Genomic DNA, 25,572 nt, shown 5'->3' with positions numbered 1-25,572 from the left:
CCCTTATTTTACTTTCTTTCCGCTATAATATTTATTCGCCACCCCATTCTTGCGGCGATACACCATCAATACAATGGCACCGGCAACAAGAAGAATAGAAATGAACTGGGCCGTTCTGATTTCACCGAACAAATACAAACTGTCTGTACGCATCCCTTCTATGAAAAAACGTCCAACAGAATACCAGATGACATAGCTCAAGAACACTTCTCCTCGACGAGGGTTGAACTTGTGGCGAAGGACGAGCAATAAGATGAACCCAACAATATTCCATAACGATTCATATAAGAATGTCGGATGGTAGACAGTACCATCTATGCACATTTGCTGATTGATGAATCCAGGTAAATACTGCATGAAGTTATTATAAAACGACTCTGAAACAGGCCCCCCATGAGCTTCCTGGTTCATGAAGTTCCCCCAGCGGCCAATCGCTTGACCCAAGATAAGACTAGGAGCAGCGATATCCGCCATTTGCCAGAATGACAATCCTTTTACTCTTGTATATATCAAAGCTGTCAAAACAGACCCGATCAAAGCTCCGTGGATGGCAATGCCACCTTCCCACACAGCAAACACTTTCCACCATGGCCCTCCGGCGTACCGGTCCCATTCAAAAATCACATAATACAAACGGGCACAGATGATGGCTGCCGGAATAGCATAGACGACAATGTCTACCATATAGTCTTTCTTCAATCCCAAGCGCTCTGTTTCTCTAGTCGCAATCCACAGACCTAAGAAAGCCCCTGTCGCGATGATAAGCCCGTACCAATAAATCGAGAGTGGACCAAGTTGGAGGAAGACCGGATTTAACGGTTCAGGTGTACAAGTCATAATGAATTCCTCCCTTACACATTGTTCTGATCTTGATCGATCACTTTAGTCAAACGTTCCGAAAACTCTTCCGCAGCATTTACACCCATCCGTTTCAAACGGAAGTTCATCGCTGCAACTTCAATGATTACAGCAAGGTTACGGCCTGGTCGGACAGGGATGATCGCTTTCGGGATTTCCACGTCCATGATTTTCATAGTCTCTTCTTCTAATCCAAGACGATCGTATTGTTTATTTTTATCCCATAACTCAAGATTGATGACAAGGGTAATACGTTTATAGCTACGTACTGCTCCTGCACCGAACAATGTCATCACATTAATGATGCCAAGCCCGCGAATTTCCAGAAGATGTTCAATCAATGGCGGACTGTTTCCAATCAATGTATCATAATCTTCTTGCCGTATTTCCACACTATCATCAGCTACAAGACGATGGCCTCTCTTCACTAGTTCTAATGCTGTCTCACTTTTACCGACACCACTCTGGCCCGTAATTAAAACTCCAATCCCATAGATATCGACAAGAACACCATGGATTGCTGTAAATGGAGCGAATTTCGTTTCAAGGAAATTCGTCAGGCGGCTGATCACACGTGTCGTTTTATAAGGCGACAGCATAAGTGGAACCCCTGCTTCATTTGCAGCATGATACAACTCTTCAGGAATATCCATTCCCCGTGTAATAACGATTCCAGGCGTAACATCTGTGCAAAGTTTCTCAGCACGTTCCTTACGCTGTTCCTTCGTCAATTCATTAAAGTATGAGAGTTCTGTTTTCCCCAGCAATTGGAGACGGTCTTTCGGATAAAACTTGAAATACCCGGTCATTTCTACACCTGGGCGAGAAATATCACTCATATGTATTTCACGGTGGACACCGTCTTCTCCAGCAACTAACTCAAGTGCGAACTGTGTCAACAAATCTTGCGTACGGACCTTGCTCATATTTAACAACCTCCTCATTCATCAATCACTGTCCCCTATTGTAGCACGTTTTCATATAATCTTGGATAGTAGGTGCATCATATATCATTGAGTAAACAAGCTCAAGCAGCTTCAAAATACTTAGGTTTCGCTACGATATCGAGGATTGGACTTGCTGAAATTGAACCGTCCGGTTACAAACTTCGATAAACCAAAGAAATGCCGTACAGAAGGATGGCTCCTGTACGGCATTCAAAAGTCATTTTTTCATGTCTTTGATTAAACTGTTCAATATCAGGTTGATCATGGAAATGATGACTGCGGATATTATCGTCATTCCGAAACCATCGATATCAAAGGTACCTCCCAAGAGGAGATCTGTCAGCCAAAGAGTGATGGCATTAATGATGAATAAGAATAAACCGAGCGATAAAATCGTAATCGGTAAAGTCAAAATTACAAGAACCGGCCGCACAATCGCATTCAATATAGATAGAATGAGGGCAGCTAAAAGTGCCCCGCCGATTCCATCAATACTGACGGAGGCGAACAAAGCTCCGACAGCAATGATCGCAACAGCGTTGACTACTATGTGCAATAACCAATTTTTCATGACTTACACCTGCCTTCTTCTCATGGACAATCACAGTTGCACTGGAGGATTGACCGTCACAGATCCTGTCTTCGTCTCTGCTTCTATATGATATGCATCCTCAAATTGTTCGTATGCTTCAAATTCCAATAGTTTGTTCATAACTTCTTTTTTATCATTGAGAATCTTGTAATTATCGAGTTTACAATATAGACTACCCATTTTTGTACGCAATACCCCATCGATTTTTTTCTCAGTCGGTAGAGAAACTTTCACACTGCCTGTAGTCGTTTTATAAAAACCGGTGTGGGCTCTGTTACCAGTATGGTTGACTGTAATGCTGCCACTGACTGCAGAGGCATCACTTTTGCTGTAGGCTCCACCAAGGGTGATCGCTCCGTTAATCGTATCAGCATAGCATTGTTCGAACACACCATTGGTCAACGTAATGGCTCCATTTCCTGTTTCAAGTTTACACGTTTCCCCTGAAACATTACTGAGCTCGACAGGACCATTGGATGTTTTCAATTGAAAGTGCTCACTCTTCAACCCATCCATATGCAAAGGTCCGTTCGTCAATTTAGACTTCACAAAAGTGTACGATTTTTTCGGTAAAAACAGTTCCACATTCGTTTTGATTTTTTTAGAAGGACTTGCTAAACGCAGCAGATCATTATTGATTTCAAATTGGACATCGTCGTGAAACCTTTGTCGGGCTTCTTCCTCATTTTCCACTTGATATACTTTCACATGGGATGTGGCCTTCACATAATTCTTCTCCCATGTATGAACTTCCAATGAACCGTTAGCAATGGAAAAATCCGCATCATGAAAGTCAGCTGGCTCCAGTTCGGTTTCATGATCGAATTCTACGTATTCACCAAAAGATAAATCAAAATCGGAATTCTTGATTTTCTCCACAGCATCGCCAAGGAAATTTTTGAGGCCATATTTCTTCTTATCCTCTTGAGCAGCACTGCCCTTACCAGGTTCCTCTTCAACTGAAGAGAGCAGCTTAGCGCCTTCTTCGGCACTAACCGTCCCTTTTTCAATCATCTGCAGGATTTTCATACGTTCTTCATTCATAAAAAATCAGCTCCTTTATATCCATTTACGTTATTCCCTACTTTAAAGATTCAAAAACCAAAAAACACCCTGAAAAAGACAAGCTAGTCATTTCCAGGGTGTAAGTCAATCAGGTTGTAAATGTATATCGATAAAAACGTTCAGTCTTTAACCTTTCCAACTGTGCAGCTGTCTGATCATGGTTTTCAATCAAGCTCATCATTCCGTCTGCCTGGGATAAGTGGGCTTTGATTGCTGCCAATTTCCGCTCCCAGTAAGGTTTTACATCATAAACGATGTCCGGTTCCCCAAGATCTTTTTCACTATTGTTGGAGATTGCATGCATCCATAAGGCGGGACGTTTTGAGGACTCGATATTCTCAACAGCTTCTACTACTGCAGCCCCTAAAGCATCATGATCCGGATGGACCGCGTAACCAGGGTAATGTGTAATAACAATCGTGGCATTCAAAGCTTCAATCTTCTCCTTCAAATGCTCGGCGACTTGGTCACGGGGTTCAAACTCCAGAGTTTTATCACGGTAGCCTAACAGTTCTACATCAATATCCAGTTGCTTCACAGCGTCTTGAAGCTCTTTTTTCCGGAAAGAAGAAAGGGTTTCCCGATTAGCGAAAACCGGATTTCCCATATTTCTTCCCATTTCCCCGAGGGTCCCGCACAAATATGTGACGGAAGCACCCTCATCACGGAACTTAGATATCGTTCCGGAAGCACCGAATGATTCATCGTCTGGGTGTGGAAAAATGACTACGACATTTTCTTTACTCATCTGGATCAGCCTCATGAGAAAAAGGCGTTTCACTGATTTCCAATGCCACCATCAATCGCCCTTCCCTATCGTGGCCAGCCATCAACAGACGATCCTTATCATCGATTTCGTAGTCCGTCACACCTTCAGCGTAAACCCAGCCAAGATCCAGTTTCAGACCTACACGATAAGAACCTCCTGTGCTGACGATTTTCCCGTGTTGGAATTCCACTTGAGCGTTACGGATAAAAGCACCCACATTATAAGCATTTTCATCAAAGTGACTGGCATAGGCACCGTTTGTCGTTTCTAAATGAACATAAACTTTCTTGTTCGCTAATCGATCGATTTTATTTTGAACATTTTCTTGTATGATCGCTTCCATTACTAGTCCCCCCATCAAACCTTTCTGTGTAAAACGATACTCAATTTGAAGGTCAGCGTCAAAACATCTACTTTTGCGCTACTTCTTCCCGTGTATTCATTTTCTCCTCCATCCGTTTTCGATCCCTTTCTAATACTGGTTTCAAATAACGGCCTGTATAGGAAATTTCCTGTTCAGCGACATGTTCCGGTGTGCCGTCGGCAATGATCCGCCCACCGTTATCTCCCCCTTCAGGACCGAGGTCGATAATGTGATCTGCTTCTTTGATCACATCGAGGTTGTGTTCGATGATCAATACAGAGTCACCATTTTCCACAAGACGCTGCAATACATTCAAGAGACGGAAAATATCGTCAACGTGAAGACCTGTCGTCGGTTCATCCAAAATGTAGAAGGACTTGCCATTGGAACGACGGTGTAATTCACTTGCCAGCTTCACGCGCTGTGCTTCACCGCCGGACAACGTTGTCGCCGGCTGACCTAGCTTGATATATTCCAGCCCTACATCTGCCACTGTCTGCAATTTACGTTTGATCTTAGGAATGTTTGCAAAAAAGTCCAACGCCTCTTCAATGGTCATCCCAAGGACATCTGCAATACTTTTCCCTTTATATTTCACTTCTAACGTTTCCCGGTTGTATCGTTTCCCATCACAAACTTCACAAGGGACATACACATCTGGCAGGAAGTGCATTTCTATCTTGATAATTCCGTCTCCCCTGCAGGCTTCACAACGTCCGCCTTTGACGTTAAAGCTGAAACGCCCTTTTTTATAACCACGGATTTTCGCTTCGTTCGTTTGAGCAAAAACATCACGGATATCGTCAAACACGCCTGTATACGTAGCCGGGTTCGACCGTGGTGTACGGCCGATCGGAGACTGGTCAATGTCGATGACCTTATCAAGCTGATCGATCCCTTCGATCGTTTTATGTTTGCCGGGTTTTCGCTTACCATTATGAAGTTTCATGGATAAAGATTTATACAATATTTCGTTGATGAGCGTACTTTTTCCAGAACCAGAAACACCAGTTACCGCTGTGAACAGTCCCAGAGGAATATCTGCATCAACGTTTTTCAAGTTGTTCTCCTCCGCTCCTCGGATGGACAAGTATCGGCCATCTGGCTTCCTGCGTACAGCTGGCAGCGGAATGAATTTCTTGCCTGATAAATATTGCCCGGTCAAGGAAGTACGACTCTTCATTACTTGTTTAGGGGTTCCCTGTGTGACAATTTCTCCCCCGTGCGCTCCTGCTCCAGGTCCGATATCAATTAAATAATCGGCAGCCAACATCGTATCTTCATCGTGCTCGACAACAATCAGTGTGTTATCCAGATCCCTCATCCGTTTCAGCGTATTGATCAAACGATCGTTGTCGCGTTGGTGAAGACCGATCGACGGCTCATCCAACACATACAAAACGCCGGTCAAAGCTGATCCGATTTGGGTAGCCAGACGAATCCGCTGTGCTTCCCCACCTGAAAGTGTACCTGCTGAGCGGGATAAGGTCAGGTAATCAAGACCTACGTTAGCTAAGAAACTTAAACGTTCACAAATTTCCTTTAAAATCATTCGAGCGATCGTTTCTTCTTTTTCAGTGAGTTCCAGAGACTCGAAGAATTCCTTAGCTTCTGTAACTGAGTAATCTGTCGTGAGACCGATGTGTTTCCCGTTGATCAGCACGGAAAGAGCTTCCTCATTCAGACGGTTTCCTTTACATTTCGGGCATGGTTTTTGAGCCATATACTTTTCCATTTGTTCCCGGATGTAATCAGAACTAGTCTCACGGTAGCGGCGGGAAATGTTCGGAATGACCCCTTCGAAGAAAATTTCGTTTTCTCTCACTTTTCCAAAGTCATTTTCATAGCGGAAGTGGATCTTTTCATCGCCGCTTCCGTAAAGCACACGTTCTTTATGCTCTTCCGGCAAATCCTTGAACGGCTTGTCCATATCAATTCCATAATGATCTGCTACACTTTTCAGTAGTTGAGGGTAATATTGTGAGCTTTGTGGTTCCCAGGCGGCAATCGCATGCTTGTTCAAAGATCTGCTCCAGTCCGGGATGACAAGATCGATGTCAACTTCAAGTTGGGTGCCAAGGCCGTCACAACGATTACATGCACCATAAGGGCTGTTGAATGAGAACATTCTTGGTTCCAGTTCACTCACTGAAAAGCCGCAGATCGGACATGCATGATGTTCACTGAACTTCAACTCTTCTTCGCCAATCACATCAACGATCGTATGACCGCCACCGAGATTCAATGCAGTTTCTATCGAATCACTAAGACGGCCTTCGACTCCATCTTTCACAACAATTCGGTCGACGACGACTTCAATCGAGTGTTTTTTGTTCTTTTCTAATGATATTTCCTCGGAAATCTCCCGCATTTCTCCGTCAACTCGCAGACGGATATACCCTTCTTTTTGAAGTTGTTCAAAAACTTTCACATGCTCTCCTTTACGACCGGAGACGACAGGAGCAAGGATTTGAAGCTTCGTCCGTTCTGGATATTCCATCACACGATCGACCATTTGCTGGACAGTTTGAGAACTGATCTCCACTCCATGTTTCGGACATGTCGGCCTTCCGATCCTGGCAAACAAAAGCCGCAGGTAATCAAAGATTTCGGTAACTGTCCCGACTGTTGAGCGTGGATTACGGCTTGTCGTTTTCTGGTCGATGGAAATAGCCGGAGACAGACCCTCGATCGAGTCTACATCCGGTTTATCCATTTGACCTAAGAACTGTCTTGCATAAGCACTCAGGGACTCCACATAACGACGCTGTCCTTCTGCATAAATGGTGTCGAAAGCTAGTGATGATTTTCCTGAACCGGATAAACCAGTCATGACGACCAGTTTATTTTTCGGGATATCGATATCGATATTTTTCAGATTGTGAGCCCGTGCTCCTTTGATACTGATATGTTTACTGGCCATACTCTAATCATCCCTCCGCTTTTAGTTCCAACAAAATGTCACGTAGTTCAGCGGCACGTTCGAAATCAAGATCGCGCGCTGCCTGTTTCATTTCTGTTTCCATATTATCGATGAATTCCTGACGTTCTTTCTTCGTCATCTCTGATGGCTTCTTGCCTAGCTCATAATCTCCCTCTTCTTCCGCAACAGCTGTCGCTTTGATGACATCACGCACTTCTTTTTTGATCGTGGTCGGTGTAATGCCGTGTTCTTCGTTGTAAGCGATTTGTTTTTCACGACGTCGATAAGTTTCATCAATCGCAAACTGCATTGATTTGGTGATTTTATCTGCATACATAATCACTCGTCCATTTTCGTTACGCGCAGCACGTCCAATCGTCTGGATCAGCGAGCGATCAGACCTTAAGAAACCTTCTTTGTCCGCATCGAGGATGGAGACAAGCGATACTTCCGGAATGTCGATTCCTTCTCGTAACAAGTTGATTCCTACAAGGACATCGTATTTTCCGACGCGTAAGTCACGGATGATTTCAATACGCTCAAGCGTTTTGATTTCCGAATGCAAGTAGGCGACTTTGATGCCAAGTTCCTTCAGATAATCGGTCAAATCCTCAGACATTTTCTTCGTCAATGTCGTTACAAGGACTCGTTCATCCCTGTCTTTGCGTTTATTGATTTCTCCTACAAGATCATCGATTTGGCCATGAATCGGCCGGACCTCAATTTCAGGGTCAAGCAATCCTGTCGGCCGGATGATTTGTTCAATCATCTTCGGTGTATGTTCAATTTCGTAAGGTCCAGGTGTTGCTGATACATAAGCTATTTGATTAATATGATTTTCAAATTCTGAAAACATGAGCGGGCGGTTATCCATAGCAGAAGGAAGTCGGAAACCATGATCTACCAACACTTGTTTACGAGCACGGTCACCGTTATACATCCCTCTTACTTGAGGCAAGGTGACATGGGACTCGTCGACCATGATGAGAGAATCTTCAGGGAAATAGTCCATCAACGTGTAAGGAGTCGCTCCTTCTTCACGGAAAGTCAAATGCCTAGAATAGTTTTCGATACCAGAACAGAAGCCCATCTCATTCATCATTTCTAAATCATAATTGGTACGCTGCTCAATCCGTTGAGCTTCTAACAATTTATCCTGATCACGCAATTCCTTCACGCGAACAGCTAACTCTTTTTCTATATTTTTTATCGCTTTTTTCAATTTTTCTTCACGGGTGACGAAGTGGGAAGCCGGGAAAATAGCGACATGCTCACGATCTCCGACAACTTCTCCAGTGAGTACGTCGACTTCACGGATCCTGTCTATTTCATCTCCGAAAAACTCCACTCTCATGGCGTGTTCTTCTCTGGAAGCTGGGATGATTTCTACGGAATCTCCTCGGACACGGAACGTTCCGCGCTGGAAGTCGATATCATTCCTTGCGTATTGGATATCAACAAGATTCCTCAGAAGTTCATCACGATCTTTCTCCATTCCCGTTCTTATCGATAGAACCTGACTGCGGTATTCGTCGGGAGAACCCAGACCGTAAATACAAGAAACACTGGCGACAATGATGACATCATTACGTTCGAATAATGAGGATGTAGCAGAGTGACGCAATTTATCAATTTCATCATTGATGCTCGCATCTTTTTCTATGAACGTATCCGAGGACGGCACATATGCTTCCGGCTGATAGTAGTCATAATAGCTGACAAAATACTCAACGGCGTTATTCGGAAAAAACTCCTTGAATTCACTATATAATTGACCGGCCAACGTTTTATTATGAGCAATGATCAGCGTCGGCTTGTTCACTTGTTCAATGACGTTCGACATCGTAAATGTCTTTCCTGTACCAGTGGCTCCTAGTAGCGTCTGATGCTTTTCCCCACGGTTGATCCCTTCAACGAGCTGCTTTATCGCTCGCGGTTGATCCCCCTCAGGTGAAAAATGTGAAAATAATTCAAAGTTCCCCTCCACGACGAAAACCTCCGTTCCTTACTAGTTCTTATTTAGTTTACCACAACAGTTTACCATTCTAACATAAAACGAACAAACATTCGGTTTTGGAGTCTTTTGGTAATAAATGTTATACCTGAGGTGCTAAAATTCCCCACCTCAGGTATAACATTTATTTCCATTTACAACTCAAAAGAAAGCACTCTGATAGTCAGAGTGCTTTCAAGGGTCATTCTATAAATTAATTTTCAAAGGTTTGATTATATTGGTTTACTTCGAATAAATCCGTGAGTTCAATCTTAGGGTGTTTATCCTGGAACCAACGGAGTGAGAAATCATTTTTGAAAAGAACGACAGGATTTCCTTCTCTGTCTTCTGCCAGCATATTTCGTTCATCAAATAATGATTCATCCACTTGATCTTCCTTCAACCAGCGTGGAATCCGTTCGCCTAGTGGAGTCAGCTCAATGTCCACACTGTACTCATTCTTCATCCGGTATTCGAATACTTCATATTGAAGTTCACCGACGGCGCCGATAATATAATCTTCAAAACGGTAACGCTTGAACAGTTGTATGGCTCCTTCTTGGACAAGCTGTTCCAACCCTTTTCGGAACTGTTTCGATTTCATGACGTTTTTTGCTGTCACTTTTTTGAATAGTTCAGGGGGGAACTGGGGCAGTTCATCATATTCGAACTTCGATTTACCGGTAACAATGGTGTCTCCTATGCGGTAGACGTTCGGATCATAGATTCCGATAATATCGCCCGCATACCCTTCCTCGACTGTTCCTCGTGAAGAAGCGACGAACTGCTGGGACTGAGCAAGCTTGAATGTTTTCCCTGTTCGGGATAAGGTGACATTCATTCCACGTTCGAATTTACCTGAACAAATTCTCACGAAAGCAATCCGGTCACGGTGTTGTGGATTCATGTTCGCTTGAATCTTAAAGATGAATCCTGAGAATTCTTCGTGCTCAGGTGAAACGACTCCTTCGGTTGATTTTCTTGGTGCTGGTTCAGGTGCCATTTCGATGAACGAATTGAAAAATGTTTCTACACCGAAAGGCGCCAACGCACTACCGAAGAATACAGGTGTCTGGTCCCCTTTCAACACTTTATCCATGTCAAAGGTGTCACCCGCTTCGTCTACCATTTCCATTTCCTCTTGAGCTTCCTGGAATGTTGCATTTTCTGTCAGTTCAGGATATTGCTCGAGGTCGTCATAAGAAATGTAATTTTCCTCTTCGTTTCCAGTGTAATGAACAAATTGCTCATTTTCACGATCAAACACGCCAAGGAATCGTTTGCCCATGCCAGCTGGCCACGTCATAGGATATGTCTCAATATCAAGAGTCTGTTCGATTTCTTCCATTAAATCCAGAGGCTCCCGTCCTTCACGGTCCATTTTATTAATGAAAGTGAAAATCGGAATGCCACGCATTTTACAAACTTTGAACAATTTCAACGTTTGGGCTTCAATTCCTTTTGTTCCGTCGATGACCATGACCACACTGTCCACCGCTGTCAAGGTACGATACGTATCTTCACTGAAATCTTCGTGCCCCGGTGTATCCAAGATGTTGACTTGATAACCTTTGTACGGAAAATTCATTACACTTGATGTGACGGAAATCCCACGTTGTTTCTCGATTTCCATCCAGTCAGAAGTTGCGAATTTCCCTGATTTTTTACCTTTGACCGTACCGGCTGAACGGATCAAGTTACCGAATAGCAACATTTTTTCCGTCATAGTTGTTTTCCCTGCGTCCGGGTGGGAGATAATAGCAAACGTACGGCGCTTTTTCATTTCTTCTTGTATTTGACTCATCGTGATATCCTCCATTGTTTAAGATTTCTGTACATATTGGAATGAGGTAGGATATACGTTTTTACATCGGCCGATTCACTCCATAAAAAAAGCGCTCACACTAACAAGCGTCTTCTCAGAATTTTTTTGGTTATACTCTGAAAGTTAGCATAACCCACCATTAAAATCAATCACAACCGACAAACCAGCTTGAGAAATGTTCCATAAACTTCCACCTCAAGTCATCCAGAATCTGGATGACTTGAGGTGGAAGTTTATGGGGTTGGTAGAAAGGTTTTTGAACTTTCATATTCTCCCCTGCTTTTCAAACCTGTTATAATGGGGATAAAAACTGATAGTAAGGATGCCATTTTATGCAGAGTTACTTATTACAACCAAATGATATAAAGAAAATCACAGGGCAAACTTTTTATACTCGAGGGAAACAATATTTTGAGACAGGTAAAGTCTATGGACTTTCTCATAACAGCGCCATCCGATCATGGCGGGCGGTCGTAGCGGGGACACATGACTATGAAGTCCGCGTTTTCTTTTTTGAAGATGAAGATGTAGAAGCTACTTGTGAATGCGCGGCCTATGCAACCTATTACACGTGCAAGCATATTGCTGCTGTCCTTATCGCCATCCGCGAAAAAGCACTCGAAGAATTCGCTCCAAAACTTGCAGAAGAGGGAAGTCGTACAACAACCAACATGCCGAATCAAGACCGGATGTTTGCAGTAAGCTTGTTTGAAGCTTTCCGCCAACGCCAGGAGAATCGTGGAGCACAGGATTTAAAGAAACCCTTACAAATCCAATACTTTCTTCATATTCAATCCATTCTAGGTACAAAAAGTCTAGGGATCGAACTTAAGCTTGGTGAGGGGTACCCTTATGTAATTAAGAATATTCGGGAACTCCTTGAACATATACACAAGGATCACTCCTATCGAATCACTAAGAAATTCACTTATGACCCTTCTGAACATACTCTTTCAGAACCAGACAGGGAGATTTTCCATCTTCTGCAGACTTCCTACGAGCAGGAACAATTTTATGAGCAGCAATGGAATACTGCCGAACAAAAAATATTAAAGATTTCGCCAGGACTTATCCATCAACTGCTTCCTTTTTTAAAAGAACAACGGGCTGTTGTAGTCGAACGCGGGGAAACAACCGGCCTCATCGACTATCAAGAGGAATTTCCCGATTTATCTTTCTACGTTTCTGAAGAGCGTGGACATTTTCATATGCACATGAACCACCTGAAAGATTATGATTATCTTTCTGACTATCATCTCCTTTTCAAAAAAGGAACCTTCTATCCGATCGATCAGGAGAAGGAAGAAGTGATTCGCACTCTATACACGCTTCTTCCCTACAATTCAAACGGCAACCATACGGTGAGCCATCATGATATGGAAGGCATTGTATCCTATGTTCTACCTGAATTAGAAACAATCGCTGACGTGAACCTGGACTCGTCAGCCCAACAGAAAATCATCCAGGAACCCTTACGCGCGGAAACTTATTTGGACTTTTCCCAATGGACACTGACCATCGATGTGAAATTCCATTATGGCGATTTATCCATTGACCCATTCAATGAAAAAGCTCTCACTGAACAGACGATCGTTCGTCGTGATCGTCAAACTGAGCAAGAGATCATGCAAATCATAGAGTCCGCTGAATTCAAGTTTGATGGTGAAGTGGTCTATATAGAGGATGAAGACCAATTGGATGTTTTTCTTCATGAATATCTGCCCAAACTGAAAGATTACAGTGATGTGTATCTATCCTCTGCTGTCCGATCATTGATCAATCAAGAGCATCATGAATTGCAAACATCTGTAGAACTGGAAAGTGATGGCAGTTGGCTCGATATCAATTTCCAAATTGATGGGATCAGCTCTGATGATGTCACGGAGGCATTAAAGGCTGTAATCGAACGGAAAAAGTATTACCGACTTTCTGACGGGGCCCTTCTTTCACTGACATCGGATTCGTTTGAACGTTTTCAAAATCTTGTCGATGAACTTGACTTGAGCTCATCAGACTTGGATAACAACCAATTCCAATTGTCAACAGCTAGAAGCTTGCAGGTTGAAGACGCGCTGCATCCAAGTGACGCGGAAAGAAACCAATTGTTCAACGAGCTCGTTGATCGCTTGAAATCACCACAGTCATTTGAAATCGATCCACCCCAAGGGCTCGAAGCAGATTTGCGCCCTTACCAGCTGACAGGTTTCCGGTGGATGAAGATGCTCAGCTATTACGGCTTAGGCGGCGTCCTCGCTGATGATATGGGACTTGGAAAAACGGTCCAGACGATCACCTATTTGTTGCACGAGAAAAAACAGGGGTTAATGACAGAGCCAGCTATCATCATCACACCTGCTTCCCTTGTCTATAATTGGAAAAAAGAAATCGAAAAATTCGCCCCGGGTTTATCGGTACAGATTCTCACAGGGGATCCAACAATGAGACAGGAAGCCCTGGCCAATGCTCCCACAAAGGATGTGTGGATTACCTCCTATCCACTTCTCAGGCAGGATATTGATGCATATAAAGACCAGAAGTTCCATGCGATGGTATTGGATGAATCCCAAGCCATTAAGAATGAAACGACAAAGACAGCAGTTGCCGTAAGATCCATTAAAGCAAAGCATCGCTTCGCATTGAGTGGTACGCCGATCGAAAATTCTCTGCAAGAATTATGGTCCCTTTTCCGCACCATCATGCCAGGCTTTTTCACAAGCAAGAAAAAGTTCACGCAATTAAAACCTGAGAAAATCTCGCTTATGACGCGCCCGTTCATATTGCGACGGATGAAAACCGAGGTGCTTGACGAATTGCCGGATAAAATCGACACGGTTCAGTATTCCGAATTGACGAGAGAACAGAAAGAAGTCTACCTCGCTTATTTAGAACGGATCCAGGACGATATCCAGGAGACGATCGCGACAAAAGGAATTCAGCGTGGGAAGATTGAAATACTCGCAGGACTTACCAGACTGAGACAAATTTGTTGTCACCCATCACTTTTCTTAGAAAATTATGAAGGACAGTCCGGCAAGCTTGAACAATTGAAGGAACTTACCAGTGAACTGAAGGCAGGCGGCCACCGTTTGCTCATTTTCTCCCAGTTTTCAAGCATGTTGACGTTGATGCATAACGAGCTTGCAAAAACAGGACTCGACGCATTTTATTTAGACGGGAGTACAAAGTCTGATAAACGGATGGAAATGGTTGAAGCCTTCAATGAAGGTGAAAAAGATGCCTTCTTCATCTCATTGAAAGCTGGAGGTACTGGATTGAACTTGACGGGTGCAGACACTGTCATCCTTTATGATTTATGGTGGAACCCGGCCATTGAAGAACAGGCAGCAGGACGGGCCCACCGGATCGGTCAGGAGAAAGTCGTCCAAGTGATCCGGATGATTTCTGAAGGTACGATCGAAGAGCGCATTTACCAACTGCAACAAAAGAAACGCGACCTCGTCGACCAGATCATCCAGCCAGGAGAATCCATGCTCACATCCCTAAGCGAAGAAGAAATCAAACAACTATTCAAATAAAAAAGAGCCATGATGGCTCTTTTTTATTTGGTAATTACTGGATGACTTGAGGTGGAACTTTATTCCACCTCAAGTCATCCAGTAATTACCATTTTAATTCAAAAAGGAAGCTGCCTTCATTTGGCAGCTTCCTTTCATATAGTTTTCTTTTGAATTTTGAACCAGTATCCTCCGAGAATACTTGCGCCCACTGCCATCGTCACCGTGGAAATGATCATATGAAGTGATGAGGCCAATACGATATTTCCGGTCACAACAATGACAAAACCGACGACTGCGTTCAATAGAATAGTGATTAAATACAACCACGACAATGTAATATGATACTTGAACCTTGAAGCATAGATGACAAACCAGATCGCAGCTACAAGGATGACCACAGTAGCCACCCAGTGCAGGGAATAAATCATGTTGGCAGCAGCTTCGCTCTTGATCAAATACTCTATGGCTGGTATATCCAACATTACATTGCTCGCCCGGCTATGCTTAAAGAAAGCCCCTAAGATCACCTGGAATACATAAATGCTGTAACCAATTAAAAAAGCACGGTAACTCATGGAAATCGAAGACCAGCTCTCCCGACTCAATTCAATCTTACTTTCATGCAAACTGTAACTTAACAAAACAAGGACGATCAACAGCAGCTGGCTGAAAGTAACATCAAAGGTTGTGAATCCTGGCGGTGTACCAAGCAATACATTCAATCCACCAATGATCGATTGGAAAATCAGCAACCCTAAACTCATAATCGCTAAAATAAGGACCGGTTTACGTTTTCGATATTTATAGATGGCTCCAAGTGCATTAATGGTTGTCAGAAAAATCAATAATGGTACCATCATGCGGTGAGAATACTCAATAAGGACATGATAATCCGTAAAATCCGGGATTACCTGACCATTACAAAACGGCCATGACGTCCCGCAGGCATCTCCAGAATCTGTCGCAACGACAAGATTTCCTAGGATGAGTGCGAGAAACGTTACGAATGTAGTCAGAATGGAGAATTTTTTCATCGTCTTACCCTTTCTCTATTTAAATCATGGGATATAATAATTAGCTTCCTCAGTAAATCATATCATGAATACCAAAAGATAGAGAACGGAAAAGACGTTCCAAGCTCATGAACTTTTTGTGAACGCCCATTTTCCATCTTTCCCATGCCTGATAGGGGGAAGTTAACAGCGACTCAAAAGCTGCTACCCACGGGTATTTCTATCTCCATCTTAACTTCCCCTGTTTATCATTTTTTGTGAAGGGAAATGTATTCCACATAGAAAGGAGCTTACTATTTATGACCTATAAAGCCTATGTATTCGACGCCTATGGGACAGTTTTCGATGTTCACAGTGTGATGAAGAGGATCCATCAATTCTTTCCTGATCAGGGCCCTTTCATCAGTCAACAATGGCGAGATAGGCAAATTCATTACTTTCTCGTCCGCCAGCTGATGGATGAATATAAACCATTCACTGATATCACACGGTGGGCTTTACTGGACGCCTTAGCGTATAGTGAGGTTTCAGTAAAGCCTGAAGTCGTCGAGGAATTAATGAATGAATATGAAAGACTGCTCCCTTATGACGAAGTCAGTTCACTTTCTGAATATCACCCAGATAAAAAGTTCACCATATTCTCAAACGGCACCCGTTCGATGCTAGAGCCGTTATTAGAGAACAACGAGTTGAGTTCTATGTTCAGCCTTTTGAGCGCAGACGACGTGCAAATATATAAACCACATGCAGAAGCTTATCGATATGCTCATGAAAAGCTCGGCTACGAAAAAGAGGAAATCCTATTCTTTTCCAGCAACCCCTGGGATATCGCGGGGGCTACATCCTATGGCTTCCATACCGCATGGGTCAACCGCAAACAACAGAAGTGGCCGGAGCTTGGTATAGAGCCCACCCACATCATCCAGAACTTAAAAGAGATCCCATAAGAAACAAAAGTACAAGCGCCTTAGTCAGCCTCGGTAATCATAAGACAAGCGGTGCAGTAAAGCGCTCTTCCTTGCACGAAAACGATTGTCTTTTAAGATCGAGAGACTAAACAAGGCACTTTAACCGTTCAGTTATCTTATTAGTTCCCAATCACGAGAAAAGGAGTCCACCTAAGGACTCCTTTTTCAATGAATGTCTTCAAATAATAACACCTGGTCTTTCCCATGTTTTTTCCCTTGATATAATGCCTGATCAGCAGAACGGAACAAATCGTCCAACGAACGGCCATCAGCCGGAAAACAAGCGACACCGACAGAAAAGGAAGAAGCGATTTCCTGTCCATTAACGTAGTATGGTTTTCTCAACTTTTCTAAAGCACGGCCTGCCACTTCACGAGCCTGCTCACTGTCTTGGATGTTCTCTAAAAGGATGGCGAACTCATCTCCACCGATCCTACCGACAGAATCCCCCACACGGATACATTCTTTCATGCGCTTTCCGACAAGGCATAGGAAATCGTCCCCAATTTCATGCCCATACTGGTCGTTGATGGACTTGAATCCATCCCCATCCAAATAAAGGAGTGCAAAAGTCTGCTTTGTACGATCGGATTGCGCAATCGCATGAACTAATCGATCTTCAAATAACCGCCTGTTCGGTAAATCAGTCAAATAATCGTAAAAAGCAAACCGTTCCAGTTTTTCTTCATATGTTTTCTGGTTGGAAATATCACGCGCAACAATTACGAAATGGCTCACGATTCCCTGTTCGCTTACGACTGGTGTACCCCTGCATTCAAACCAGACCGGCTCCCCATTTTGGCTCGTCAGCTTCACTGAAACGGTAAAAGAGTTTTGGCTGGCATAACTATTATTGAATGCGGCATTAAGTTGGATGACATCCTCTTTGTCCAGCTGTCGCCTCAATTCGCGTGGAGACATGGCCATAGGATCACGCCCGAAAAACTTCTTATGCGAGGGGGAAGCGTACATCATACTCCCCGACGGAGCAAAAACAGAAATCATATCGTTTGAGTGATCAGCGATCAAACGGAATTTTTCTTCACTTTGGCGTAGTGCCTCGTGTGCCTTTTCTTTTTCCGTCACATCTTCAAGGATGGCGTAAATACCTTCTTTTTGATCTTTATCGATGATCGGCACAAGAAACACATAGAGAAGACGTTCCTCACCTTCAACAAAAAAACTCGTTTGAAACCATATGTCTTTTTTGAAAAAAGTGTTCAGCAGCTGTTGCTTGACCTCCCCGGCTTGACGATCAGAAACCCAATCAAGGATAGACGTATGCAGGAGCTGGTCTTCCTCTTTTCCTAAAAGGCGTACAGAAGCTCTATTAGCTTTGGTGATTTCTCCTTGAAAGGTCAGCCTCAAAATCGATTGAGGATTATGCTTGAATAATGAACGATAACGCGACCGGCTTGCTTCTAATCGCCTCGTCGCTCTCTTTTCCTCAGTGATATCGCGGACGATTGCACTGATTCCGATCGTTTCTCCTTCTCCGTTCTGAATCTGGGAAACGGTTACAGAAATGTCAATGAAGCTCCCATCTTTATGTACCCTTACCGTTTCATATCCGGATATTTCGAATCCTTTAAGCCCTTTTTCGATCAATCCCTCGGCTTCTTCCCTGCTTTCATCCGGTACGAAAGGAAACGTGGAGGATTGAAGTTCTTTCTTTGTAAAACCATAAAGTTCCTCAAGCGCCTGATTCGCTTCCAGCACGTTTCCATCCGTATCAACAATCAAGATCGCATCTGTCGTATTTTTCATCAAAGATCGGTAAATGGCATTGATTCTGGCTAAGTCCCGTTCTTTTTTCACCACTTCCGTAATGTTACGGGTGATCGCTACGATGTGGGTGACTTTGCCTTCGTCATTGATCGTCGGCGTCAACACTGTATGTCCTCTGAATAGAGTGCCATTTATGGTGATTTCATCTTCGAACGTAAGTGCTTCTTTCTTTGCCACTACTTTTTCATATGAATCTATCAAATCCCTGGATTCTTCATGCCCAAGCAGGTCTTCAATATATTTACCATTCCACTCTGCCCCTTCTATCGGGGAGTGCGCCTGTGCTGCATGGTTCATATAAACATATTTAAAACGTCTGCGATCGACCACTTCCATAAAAAAAATATAATCAGATATTCCATCCATCAGCATATGTAACAATTGCTCATAAGGGTTGCGGTCCGATAAATCACTCATCATCCCTATATCAAACAAATCTCTCACTCGCTCCATGGATATCCCCTCATTCTTTTAATCGTTTCTTACAAATGTGTATACAATATTACCACTTCTCATTATCATTCTACACTAAGTTTCCCATAACTGAAAATTAAATTTCCATCTTTTTACCTATGAAAATTTTCTATAAAGAGTCGAATATATCCATATCTCACAAGATGAAGTTCCAAATTATAGGAAAAACCCTGATTAACGGGAATAGAAAGCTGGTGTCCCTCATCAGGCTTAAGCAAACCTATAGCAGTAGTTTCATAACCTATTGTTAAATTTCTACACACCAAAAAAACCATACGGACGAATCCGCATGGCTTATCACATTTATACAATCGATTGTTTTTGCTGAGTCTGAGCTTCTGCTTGCGCTTGTTTGATCAGGCAACGCCCCTTGCCATGAGGAATGCACATCGGTGTACCGAAAAGTGGATCCTCTCTTACGTCACAAACCATTTCGAAGACATGCTGCATCATATCACATGTAACGACCTCTTCAGGTTTCCCCTGGGTAAAGACTGTTTTATCTTTTACTGCAATGATATGATCCGCATAGCGGCAAGCGAGATTAATGTCATGCAGGACCATGACTACTGTGCGCCCGTTGTCCTGGTTCAAATCGAACAACAAATCAAGAATTTCTATTTGATGCGTCATATCCAAATACGTCGTCGGCTCATCAAGTAGAAGAGTGTCCGTATTTTGGGCAAGGGTCATCGCAATCCAAGCACGCTGACGTTGCCCTCCAGAGAGAGAGTCGACCGAACGTTCTTTCAATTCCATCAGATTTGTATCTTCAAGTGCACGATTGACTGCTTCTTCATCCTGCTTCGACCAGCGTTTCGCGAATCCTTGATAAGGATAACGACCTTGTTTAACCAACTGGTAAACACTCAAGCCTTCAGGAGTCGTCGGACTTTGAGGTAGGATAGCCATTTTTTTAGCCACATCTTTTGTACGCATTTTAGATATATCTTCACTGTCCAAAACGACTTCGCCTGATTTCGGTTTCAAAAGACGCGCCATTGAACGGAGCAATGTCGATTTTCCACACCCGTTTCCACCAATCAGTACAGTCACTTTACCTTTCGGGATCGTAATATCCAATGAATCTATGATAATGGAATCTCCATAGCCTAAAGTCAAGTTGTTTGCCAACAGGGTATCCATAATCTGACCTCTCCTTTTATGTCCTCGCGAAATCTATCGCTGTTGGGGATTGCATATAAACTCACGTATTCTATGTTTTCTCTATTATCTAGTTTATGGTGTTGCTATCGTTGTGTCAATGATTTTGAGAATCATTTTCATTGTGAATCCTTGAAAAGTGTATGCGGTCAAGGAAGGGATGAGAACAAAATAAGCCAGAAGCCTTGTATGTGAAGACTTCTGGCTTTCGTTAAATTTATTCAGCGGTTGTTCCACAATGTTACTGAGAGTCAGTGATGTATTGGACTCATAAAAAATCCTTGCTTATACTTATTATTTTGCATCGTTTTTCTTGTTCAAATAACTATATATTAATTTAACTCCGGTACAATCTTTCGGTGTGCTTTGTACCGAATTTGCCTTACACGCTCTAAAGTTACATTAATTTCTTTTCCTATTTCACTCATTGTCTTTATTTCAGCATCAACTCCATATATCCTATTCAGTACAAGCTGCTCCCTACTTTCAAGAACATATTGGATACTCTTGTACACTTTTATGAACCTGAGATATTCCTCAGAGTTGCGATTCTTAAGTAATTCATAAAATGGAACTCGTTGATATCAATCTTTTTTAAGAGATTTCCTACTGACTTCTAACATACTCATATAAAAAGCAACATCCTCTTTTGTAATCATGGATAAGTCACTCATTTTTATATGCACCATCTTTTTAAATTGTAGATTTGTTGTTTATAGGTATTTACCAAATAACTTTTTCGAATATTCCTGTCCATACGTTGGTGCTTTATATTGGATTTGATCAGGAACACATGCACCCTCCATAATAAAGGGGTTTCATGGAAAAAAACAAGTTCACTTGTTTAAACTTCTTTACTTCCTTTAGGCTCTATCATAACAGTTACCGGAGTAATCCCACACTAGAAAAATCCTACTGATGCTTCATGAGTCGGGGGTTCGACGAAAACAAGTCCAAGCTCATAATGTTCCCCTTCGTACATCGCTCTCTGAAGGTAGCGGTTTTCTCCCCATTCGTCCCTGACTTCGATTTTATTGAACGCCCCTGTTTGCTGCAGAGCTTCATAAAATTGTGTTTCGCTTCTCACAGTCATCCCGTTCACCCGTTCAATCAGTTCTCCGGGAATCATCCCCATTTGAGCTGCCGGACTGCCTGGAATGACTCCAAGGATCCGCACACCTTTTGGATTAGAAGAAAAGAATGGCGGTCTCTCTTCCCTCATGCGATGGAGTATATGGATTATTTCTCGTCCCAACAGACTTACGACTACAGCTGCCAGTGATAATATCTCGACGAAAAAGCTGCCGATTGATAGAGCAAGGACGAGGAGAGCCAGTAAAAATGTATGTCTGCCAAGTGTTTTGGCAGCTTGCTCCGGCGCCTGGCCACGTACGACCCATTCCCATCCCAATAGGAAAGGGACGAGGATCAACCCATAAGATTCTCCTGCTATGGTAAATAATGGCCACCAATCAGCGAAAGGCTCAATACTTCCGCCTGGCACAAGTGCGAAAAAGGGAACGATAGCCATCTTCCTCCCCCTATGCTGACCGATCCACATTCCCCTGCTTCCTTTGGTCCGCTCGGGAAACGTTTGTGTCGGTGGTGTTTTCAACATCAGAATCGCTTCTACCAACAAGAAAAAACCCAATAGAACCGTAATGGCAGCTAGAGGTGTTTCTTGGAGGGGTGTCATCCAGGGGTAATCCTGCCACTCCCCCGGGATATATGGCAGCAGAAGCAGCACAAGATACGCGCCACCTAAAGTATAAGCTGGAGAGTACCAGTTCAATTTTCCTGAAAGACTAAACATGATTATGATAACAGCCGTCATCAAAAGAAAAGGGAAGGACAGGGCCATCCCTCCACCTACCGTAAATATCGATAAACAAAGACCTGCAATCAATGAGACAGCCCATGTGCCTGTCCATTCGGAAAAACGTTCAAACACACGGGTTCCGAATGTTGCCCGTTCTTTTTTTATTCTTTTCATTGATAAAATCATGATCATAATTATTGCTATGTACAAAAAAGGCAGGGTGAACATCCGGCCGCCGCCTTCTACAAATTCCCATATCCAAACGTCCAACATGATTCTCCTTTCAAACAATAGCACAGACAGGCTACGAAAAAATCCGCAGTCATAGACTACGGATATAATTCGTCATCCACCGGCAAATTCCTGCTTATTGAAACAAGACCTCCACCGCTTTTTGCATTTGTCTGTCATTCTCTTCTTTTCTCACTTCAGTAATGATGGCTTCTTCCAACTTGCCACCGGTCTCTTCATCCACTTCCCCTGTTACTGGGATACCAGCTTCTTTTTGGAAAGCTTCGACAGCTGCCTCGGTTTCTTTACTGTAATATCCATCTGTCCGTCCAGGGTCATGACCTAACCCTTTCAACAACTGTTGGATATTTTTCACTTTTTCATGATTATCGTTATATTTGAATGGATCTTCAATATCCACCGGGTTCGTATAGAAGTAGGACGGCTGCTTCACCTTCACAGTCGGCTCGATTCCTTTTTCATGGATCCAATTGCCTTCTGGAGTCAACCACTTGTACAATGTCAGCTTGATTGTACTTCCGTCACCCATCGGGATCGCTTGCTGGACCGTTCCTTTACCGAAACTCTTCGTTCCGACAAGATCATATCCTCCTGCTTCCTGCATGGTAGCGGCCAGTATTTCAGAAGCTGATGCACTTCCTTCATCCATCAACACAGTGATTGGATATGGTTTCTTTTCTTTCGTTTCAGAAAAGTAACGGGATTTCTCTCCACTGCGGTCTTCTACTTGAACGATCGGCTGATCATCCGGAATGAACTCTTTCAAAATTTCCTGTACGTCTGTAAATAATCCACCAGGGTTTCCACGAACATCGATGACGAGACCTTCCATCCCATCGTCCTCTAGTTTTTTCAACGCCTTATGGAACTCATCAGACGTTTTCTCAGAGAAAGAAGTGATTTCGATGATTCCTGCTTTTTTCCCATCGATCGTTTTCGTATCGGTATAAACCGTTTCTAAAGGAATATCATCACGGGTGATGTTGATGTTCAACGGATCGCTCACACCAGGACGGTCGATTTCCAGCGTCACCTCGGTCCCTTTTTCCCCACGGATTTCCAAGACCGCTTCGTAAAGATCAAGACCTTCGACACTCTCACCGTCCACTTTCAAAATCTGGTCGTTCGGCTTGAGCCCGGCTTTTTCTGCCGGAGATCCTTTGATAGGAGCGACGATAGTCACTTTATCATTGACCATGCTCACTTCGGCGCCGATTCCCTGGAAGGTAGATTCAATCGACTGGTTGAACTGTTCCATCGTCTCTTTATCCATGTACACACTGTAAGGGTCTTCTAAGGTATCAAGCATCCCCTGGATAGCACCTTCAACCAAATTCTTTTTGTCTACTTCCTCTACGTAATTCTCTTGAATGACGTTATAAGCTTGTTCTACTTTTTTCAAATCAGCATTGCCTGACATATCTTTCAAGAACTCTTTCTGTTCCTCTTCAGACAAGCTCCCGAAATTTTCTGCATTTTTATCTGCGTATTGGTCCGATTGCGATTCTTCTTGCACGCCACCAGCAAAATATTCTATGCCTATGTAAGAGCCTGCCGCTCCCAACAGGACCGCAAGCGCCATGAGCAGCGCAACGTAACGCGGTTTCAAATTCATCGCATTCACCCTTCTATAATGGATTTCCCTATTGCCTCTATCCTAGCAAAAAAGCGCCTTCATCGTAAATGTACGATCCTTCTTGAATTATAGATATGCTTCCATCGTCTACAGCATGTCCATTTCATTATAGGACATCGTCAGACATCTATCTACCTATTTTTGGATGAAAGAGCCACCCCTATCCCATGTTATTAACTAATAACGTTGATTATGTAAAACAAAGACTGCCTCTGCATGGGAGACAGTCTTTGTTTTCTAATATTCATATCCGTATTCACCGTTACTCTGGTCACGAACGAGCATGCCATCTTCAATCGCAATGACACGTCTGCGAATCGTATTTACGATTTCCTGACTATGTGTCGCCATCAAAACCGTCGTGCCCCCTGAATTGATTTCATCGAGGATGTGCATGATTTCCCAGGAAGTGTCGGGATCGAGGTTACCCGTCGGCTCATCGGCAATCACTACTTTTGGATGGTTGACGATGGCACGGGCAATTGAAACACGCTGCTGTTCCCCGCCGGAAAGTTCATCCGGTAAGAAGCGGGCTTTGTTTTTCAAACGTACTTGGTCAAGGACATCCATGACACGACGCCTGATGTTTTGAGGATGTTCTTCAATCACTTCTAATGCGAACGCTACGTTTTCATAGACCGTCAATGTAGGCAGCAAACGGAAATCCTGATAAACGACGCCGATTTGACGACGAAGCTTAGGTATTCTACGCTGTTTCATTGTCGATGTATTTATGTCATTGATCAAAACAGTACCTGTCGTCGGTTTTTCTTCACGGTAGATCAGTTTCGTGAACGTGGACTTTCCTGCCCCGCTCGGTCCTACAACATAGACAAACTCTCCCTGATCTATTGTCACATCAAGGCCGTTCAGAGCCGTGACTCCATTCGGATAGGTTTTATATACTCCCTGCATCTCTATCATAAGCGAATCACCTTAATTTCATTTATTATTATACAAACATCTATTCAGCTTCTTTTACAAACAACTCTATTATAACATTAATATTCGATAAATTTAGACATGAAATTATTACATTTCTTTTTCAATTGCTTAAAAGGGGATAGAGATGGCCGATGGAAAATTGAATTTCATGGAGGATACTTAGCCATATTTGACCATAAAAAAACCTGGTACAAGACCAGGTTTCTGTTAAGTATATTATTTTTTCGTTTCCAACCAGCTTGCTACAAGTTGAGCATCTTCTTCAGAAACTTGTTCTTGAGCCGGCATACTGCCTTTACCATTTTGAATGATTTCTACGATTTCATCAGCAGAATGGTCTGCACCGACCTTTTGCAGGGATGGACCGAAGCCACCGCCAAGCTCTCCACCATGGCAACTGGCACAACTGTTTTGATAAACCTCTTCCGCTGCCTGGGCGTCTACTGCCTCACCGTCTCCGCCATCTGTAGATCCTTCATCTGCACCTTCTTCTGTGCTTTCTTCCGAGCCTTCTTGTTCTTCTGTTGTGTTGTCATTTGCATTCTCTTCATCTCCGCCGCCCCCACAGGCGCTTAAGACAAGAATGAGTCCCATGAATAGGGCAAACATCAGCTTTTTCATTTCGAAATCCCCCTCGGAATTTTGTTAGAATATAGAAA

The 25,572-nt window shown here is 43.2% G+C and carries 20 protein-coding genes; 2 read left to right on the top strand and 18 right to left on the bottom strand.

Annotated elements, in window-relative coordinates; all coding sequences use genetic code 11:
* Window positions 1-3 precede the first annotated feature (3 nt).
* From lgt to ACTWPX_RS11295, 10 genes are all read right to left on the bottom strand, one after another.
* A complete protein-coding gene (gene lgt, locus ACTWPX_RS11340) occupies window positions 4-837 on the bottom strand; it encodes a prolipoprotein diacylglyceryl transferase (protein ID WP_443119862.1) in 834 nt (277 codons plus the stop codon).
* Between the two features lie 14 nt (window positions 838-851).
* Window positions 852-1,784: an HPr(Ser) kinase/phosphatase gene (gene hprK, locus ACTWPX_RS11335; RefSeq protein WP_128526004.1), complete on the bottom strand. Its 933-nt coding sequence runs from the start codon at window positions 1,782-1,784 to the stop codon at window positions 852-854.
* A 238-nt stretch (window positions 1,785-2,022) separates the two neighbouring features.
* On the bottom strand, window positions 2,023-2,376 hold the full coding sequence (locus tag ACTWPX_RS11330) for a phage holin family protein (protein WP_443119861.1): 354 nt from the start codon (window positions 2,374-2,376) through the stop codon (window positions 2,023-2,025).
* A gap of 30 nt (window positions 2,377-2,406) precedes the next feature.
* The gene (locus tag ACTWPX_RS11325; protein WP_443119860.1) at window positions 2,407-3,441 is read right to left on the bottom strand and encodes a DUF4097 family beta strand repeat-containing protein; all 1,035 of its coding nucleotides are present in this window, start codon (window positions 3,439-3,441) and stop codon (window positions 2,407-2,409) included.
* A gap of 109 nt (window positions 3,442-3,550) precedes the next feature.
* Window positions 3,551-4,210, bottom strand: coding sequence for a bacillithiol biosynthesis deacetylase BshB2 (bshB2, locus tag ACTWPX_RS11320; protein ID WP_443119859.1), 660 nt, complete (start codon window positions 4,208-4,210; stop codon window positions 3,551-3,553).
* Window positions 4,203-4,574: a YojF family protein gene (locus ACTWPX_RS11315; RefSeq protein WP_128526000.1), complete on the bottom strand. Its 372-nt coding sequence runs from the start codon at window positions 4,572-4,574 to the stop codon at window positions 4,203-4,205. The genes bshB2 and ACTWPX_RS11315 overlap by 8 nt, the downstream gene beginning before the upstream one ends.
* Before the next feature lie 67 nt (window positions 4,575-4,641).
* Window positions 4,642-7,518 carry an excinuclease ABC subunit UvrA gene (gene uvrA / locus ACTWPX_RS11310; RefSeq protein ID WP_443119858.1) on the bottom strand — a complete coding sequence of 959 codons (2,877 nt, stop codon included), beginning with the start codon at window positions 7,516-7,518 and terminating at the stop codon, window positions 4,642-4,644.
* 7 nt (window positions 7,519-7,525) lie between these two features.
* Window positions 7,526-9,505 carry an excinuclease ABC subunit UvrB gene (uvrB, locus tag ACTWPX_RS11305; RefSeq protein ID WP_443119857.1) on the bottom strand — a complete coding sequence of 660 codons (1,980 nt, stop codon included), beginning with the start codon at window positions 9,503-9,505 and terminating at the stop codon, window positions 7,526-7,528.
* Window positions 9,506-9,725: 220 nt separating this feature from the next.
* Window positions 9,726-11,315, bottom strand: a complete 1,590-nt coding sequence (locus ACTWPX_RS11300) for a peptide chain release factor 3 (RefSeq protein WP_443119856.1) — start codon at window positions 11,313-11,315, stop codon at window positions 9,726-9,728.
* Between the two features lie 166 nt (window positions 11,316-11,481).
* On the bottom strand, window positions 11,482-11,604 hold the full coding sequence (locus ACTWPX_RS11295) for a hypothetical protein (protein ID WP_443119855.1): 123 nt from the start codon (window positions 11,602-11,604) through the stop codon (window positions 11,482-11,484).
* A 64-nt stretch (window positions 11,605-11,668) separates the two neighbouring features.
* On the opposite strand from ACTWPX_RS11295, the gene ACTWPX_RS11290 reads away from it, so the two are divergent.
* Window positions 11,669-14,872, top strand: a complete 3,204-nt coding sequence (locus ACTWPX_RS11290) for a DEAD/DEAH box helicase (RefSeq protein WP_443119854.1) — start codon at window positions 11,669-11,671, stop codon at window positions 14,870-14,872.
* 134 nt (window positions 14,873-15,006) lie between these two features.
* On the opposite strand, the gene ACTWPX_RS11285 is transcribed toward ACTWPX_RS11290, so the two are convergent.
* On the bottom strand, window positions 15,007-15,888 hold the full coding sequence (locus ACTWPX_RS11285) for a COX15/CtaA family protein (RefSeq protein WP_443119853.1): 882 nt from the start codon (window positions 15,886-15,888) through the stop codon (window positions 15,007-15,009).
* Between the two features lie 278 nt (window positions 15,889-16,166).
* On the opposite strand from ACTWPX_RS11285, the gene ACTWPX_RS11280 reads away from it, so the two are divergent.
* On the top strand, window positions 16,167-16,814 hold the full coding sequence (locus tag ACTWPX_RS11280) for a haloacid dehalogenase type II (protein ID WP_443119852.1): 648 nt from the start codon (window positions 16,167-16,169) through the stop codon (window positions 16,812-16,814).
* Window positions 16,815-17,000: 186 nt separating this feature from the next.
* Here ACTWPX_RS11280 and ACTWPX_RS11275 read toward each other — a convergent pair whose 3' ends face one another.
* The 7 genes from ACTWPX_RS11275 to ACTWPX_RS11245 form a co-directional block, all read right to left on the bottom strand.
* The gene (locus ACTWPX_RS11275; protein ID WP_443119851.1) at window positions 17,001-19,076 is read right to left on the bottom strand and encodes a PAS domain S-box protein; all 2,076 of its coding nucleotides are present in this window, start codon (window positions 19,074-19,076) and stop codon (window positions 17,001-17,003) included.
* 324 nt (window positions 19,077-19,400) lie between these two features.
* Window positions 19,401-20,243 (bottom strand): ABC transporter ATP-binding protein, encoded by an 843-nt coding sequence (locus ACTWPX_RS11270; protein ID WP_128525992.1) that lies wholly within the window; start codon window positions 20,241-20,243, stop codon window positions 19,401-19,403.
* Window positions 20,244-20,593: 350 nt separating this feature from the next.
* Window positions 20,594-20,776 (bottom strand): sigma factor-like helix-turn-helix DNA-binding protein, encoded by a 183-nt coding sequence (locus tag ACTWPX_RS11265; protein ID WP_443119850.1) that lies wholly within the window; start codon window positions 20,774-20,776, stop codon window positions 20,594-20,596.
* A gap of 386 nt (window positions 20,777-21,162) precedes the next feature.
* Window positions 21,163-22,353, bottom strand: a complete 1,191-nt coding sequence (locus ACTWPX_RS11260) for a PDZ domain-containing protein (RefSeq protein WP_443119849.1) — start codon at window positions 22,351-22,353, stop codon at window positions 21,163-21,165.
* Between the two features lie 94 nt (window positions 22,354-22,447).
* On the bottom strand, window positions 22,448-23,947 hold the full coding sequence (locus tag ACTWPX_RS11255; RefSeq protein WP_443119848.1) for a S41 family peptidase: 1,500 nt from the start codon (window positions 23,945-23,947) through the stop codon (window positions 22,448-22,450).
* Window positions 23,948-24,205: 258 nt separating this feature from the next.
* The gene (gene ftsE, locus ACTWPX_RS11250) at window positions 24,206-24,892 is read right to left on the bottom strand and encodes a cell division ATP-binding protein FtsE (RefSeq protein ID WP_128525987.1); all 687 of its coding nucleotides are present in this window, start codon (window positions 24,890-24,892) and stop codon (window positions 24,206-24,208) included.
* A gap of 237 nt (window positions 24,893-25,129) precedes the next feature.
* Window positions 25,130-25,534, bottom strand: a complete 405-nt coding sequence (locus ACTWPX_RS11245; protein ID WP_443119847.1) for a c-type cytochrome — start codon at window positions 25,532-25,534, stop codon at window positions 25,130-25,132.
* Between the last annotated feature and the right edge of the window lie 38 nt (window positions 25,535-25,572).

The sequence above is a fragment of the Halobacillus sp. H74 genome (genome assembly GCF_052246715.1).
GTDB lineage: Bacteria > Bacillota > Bacilli > Bacillales > Halobacillaceae > Halobacillus > Halobacillus litoralis_A.
This window is presented reverse-complemented; position numbering and strand designations above follow the sequence as displayed.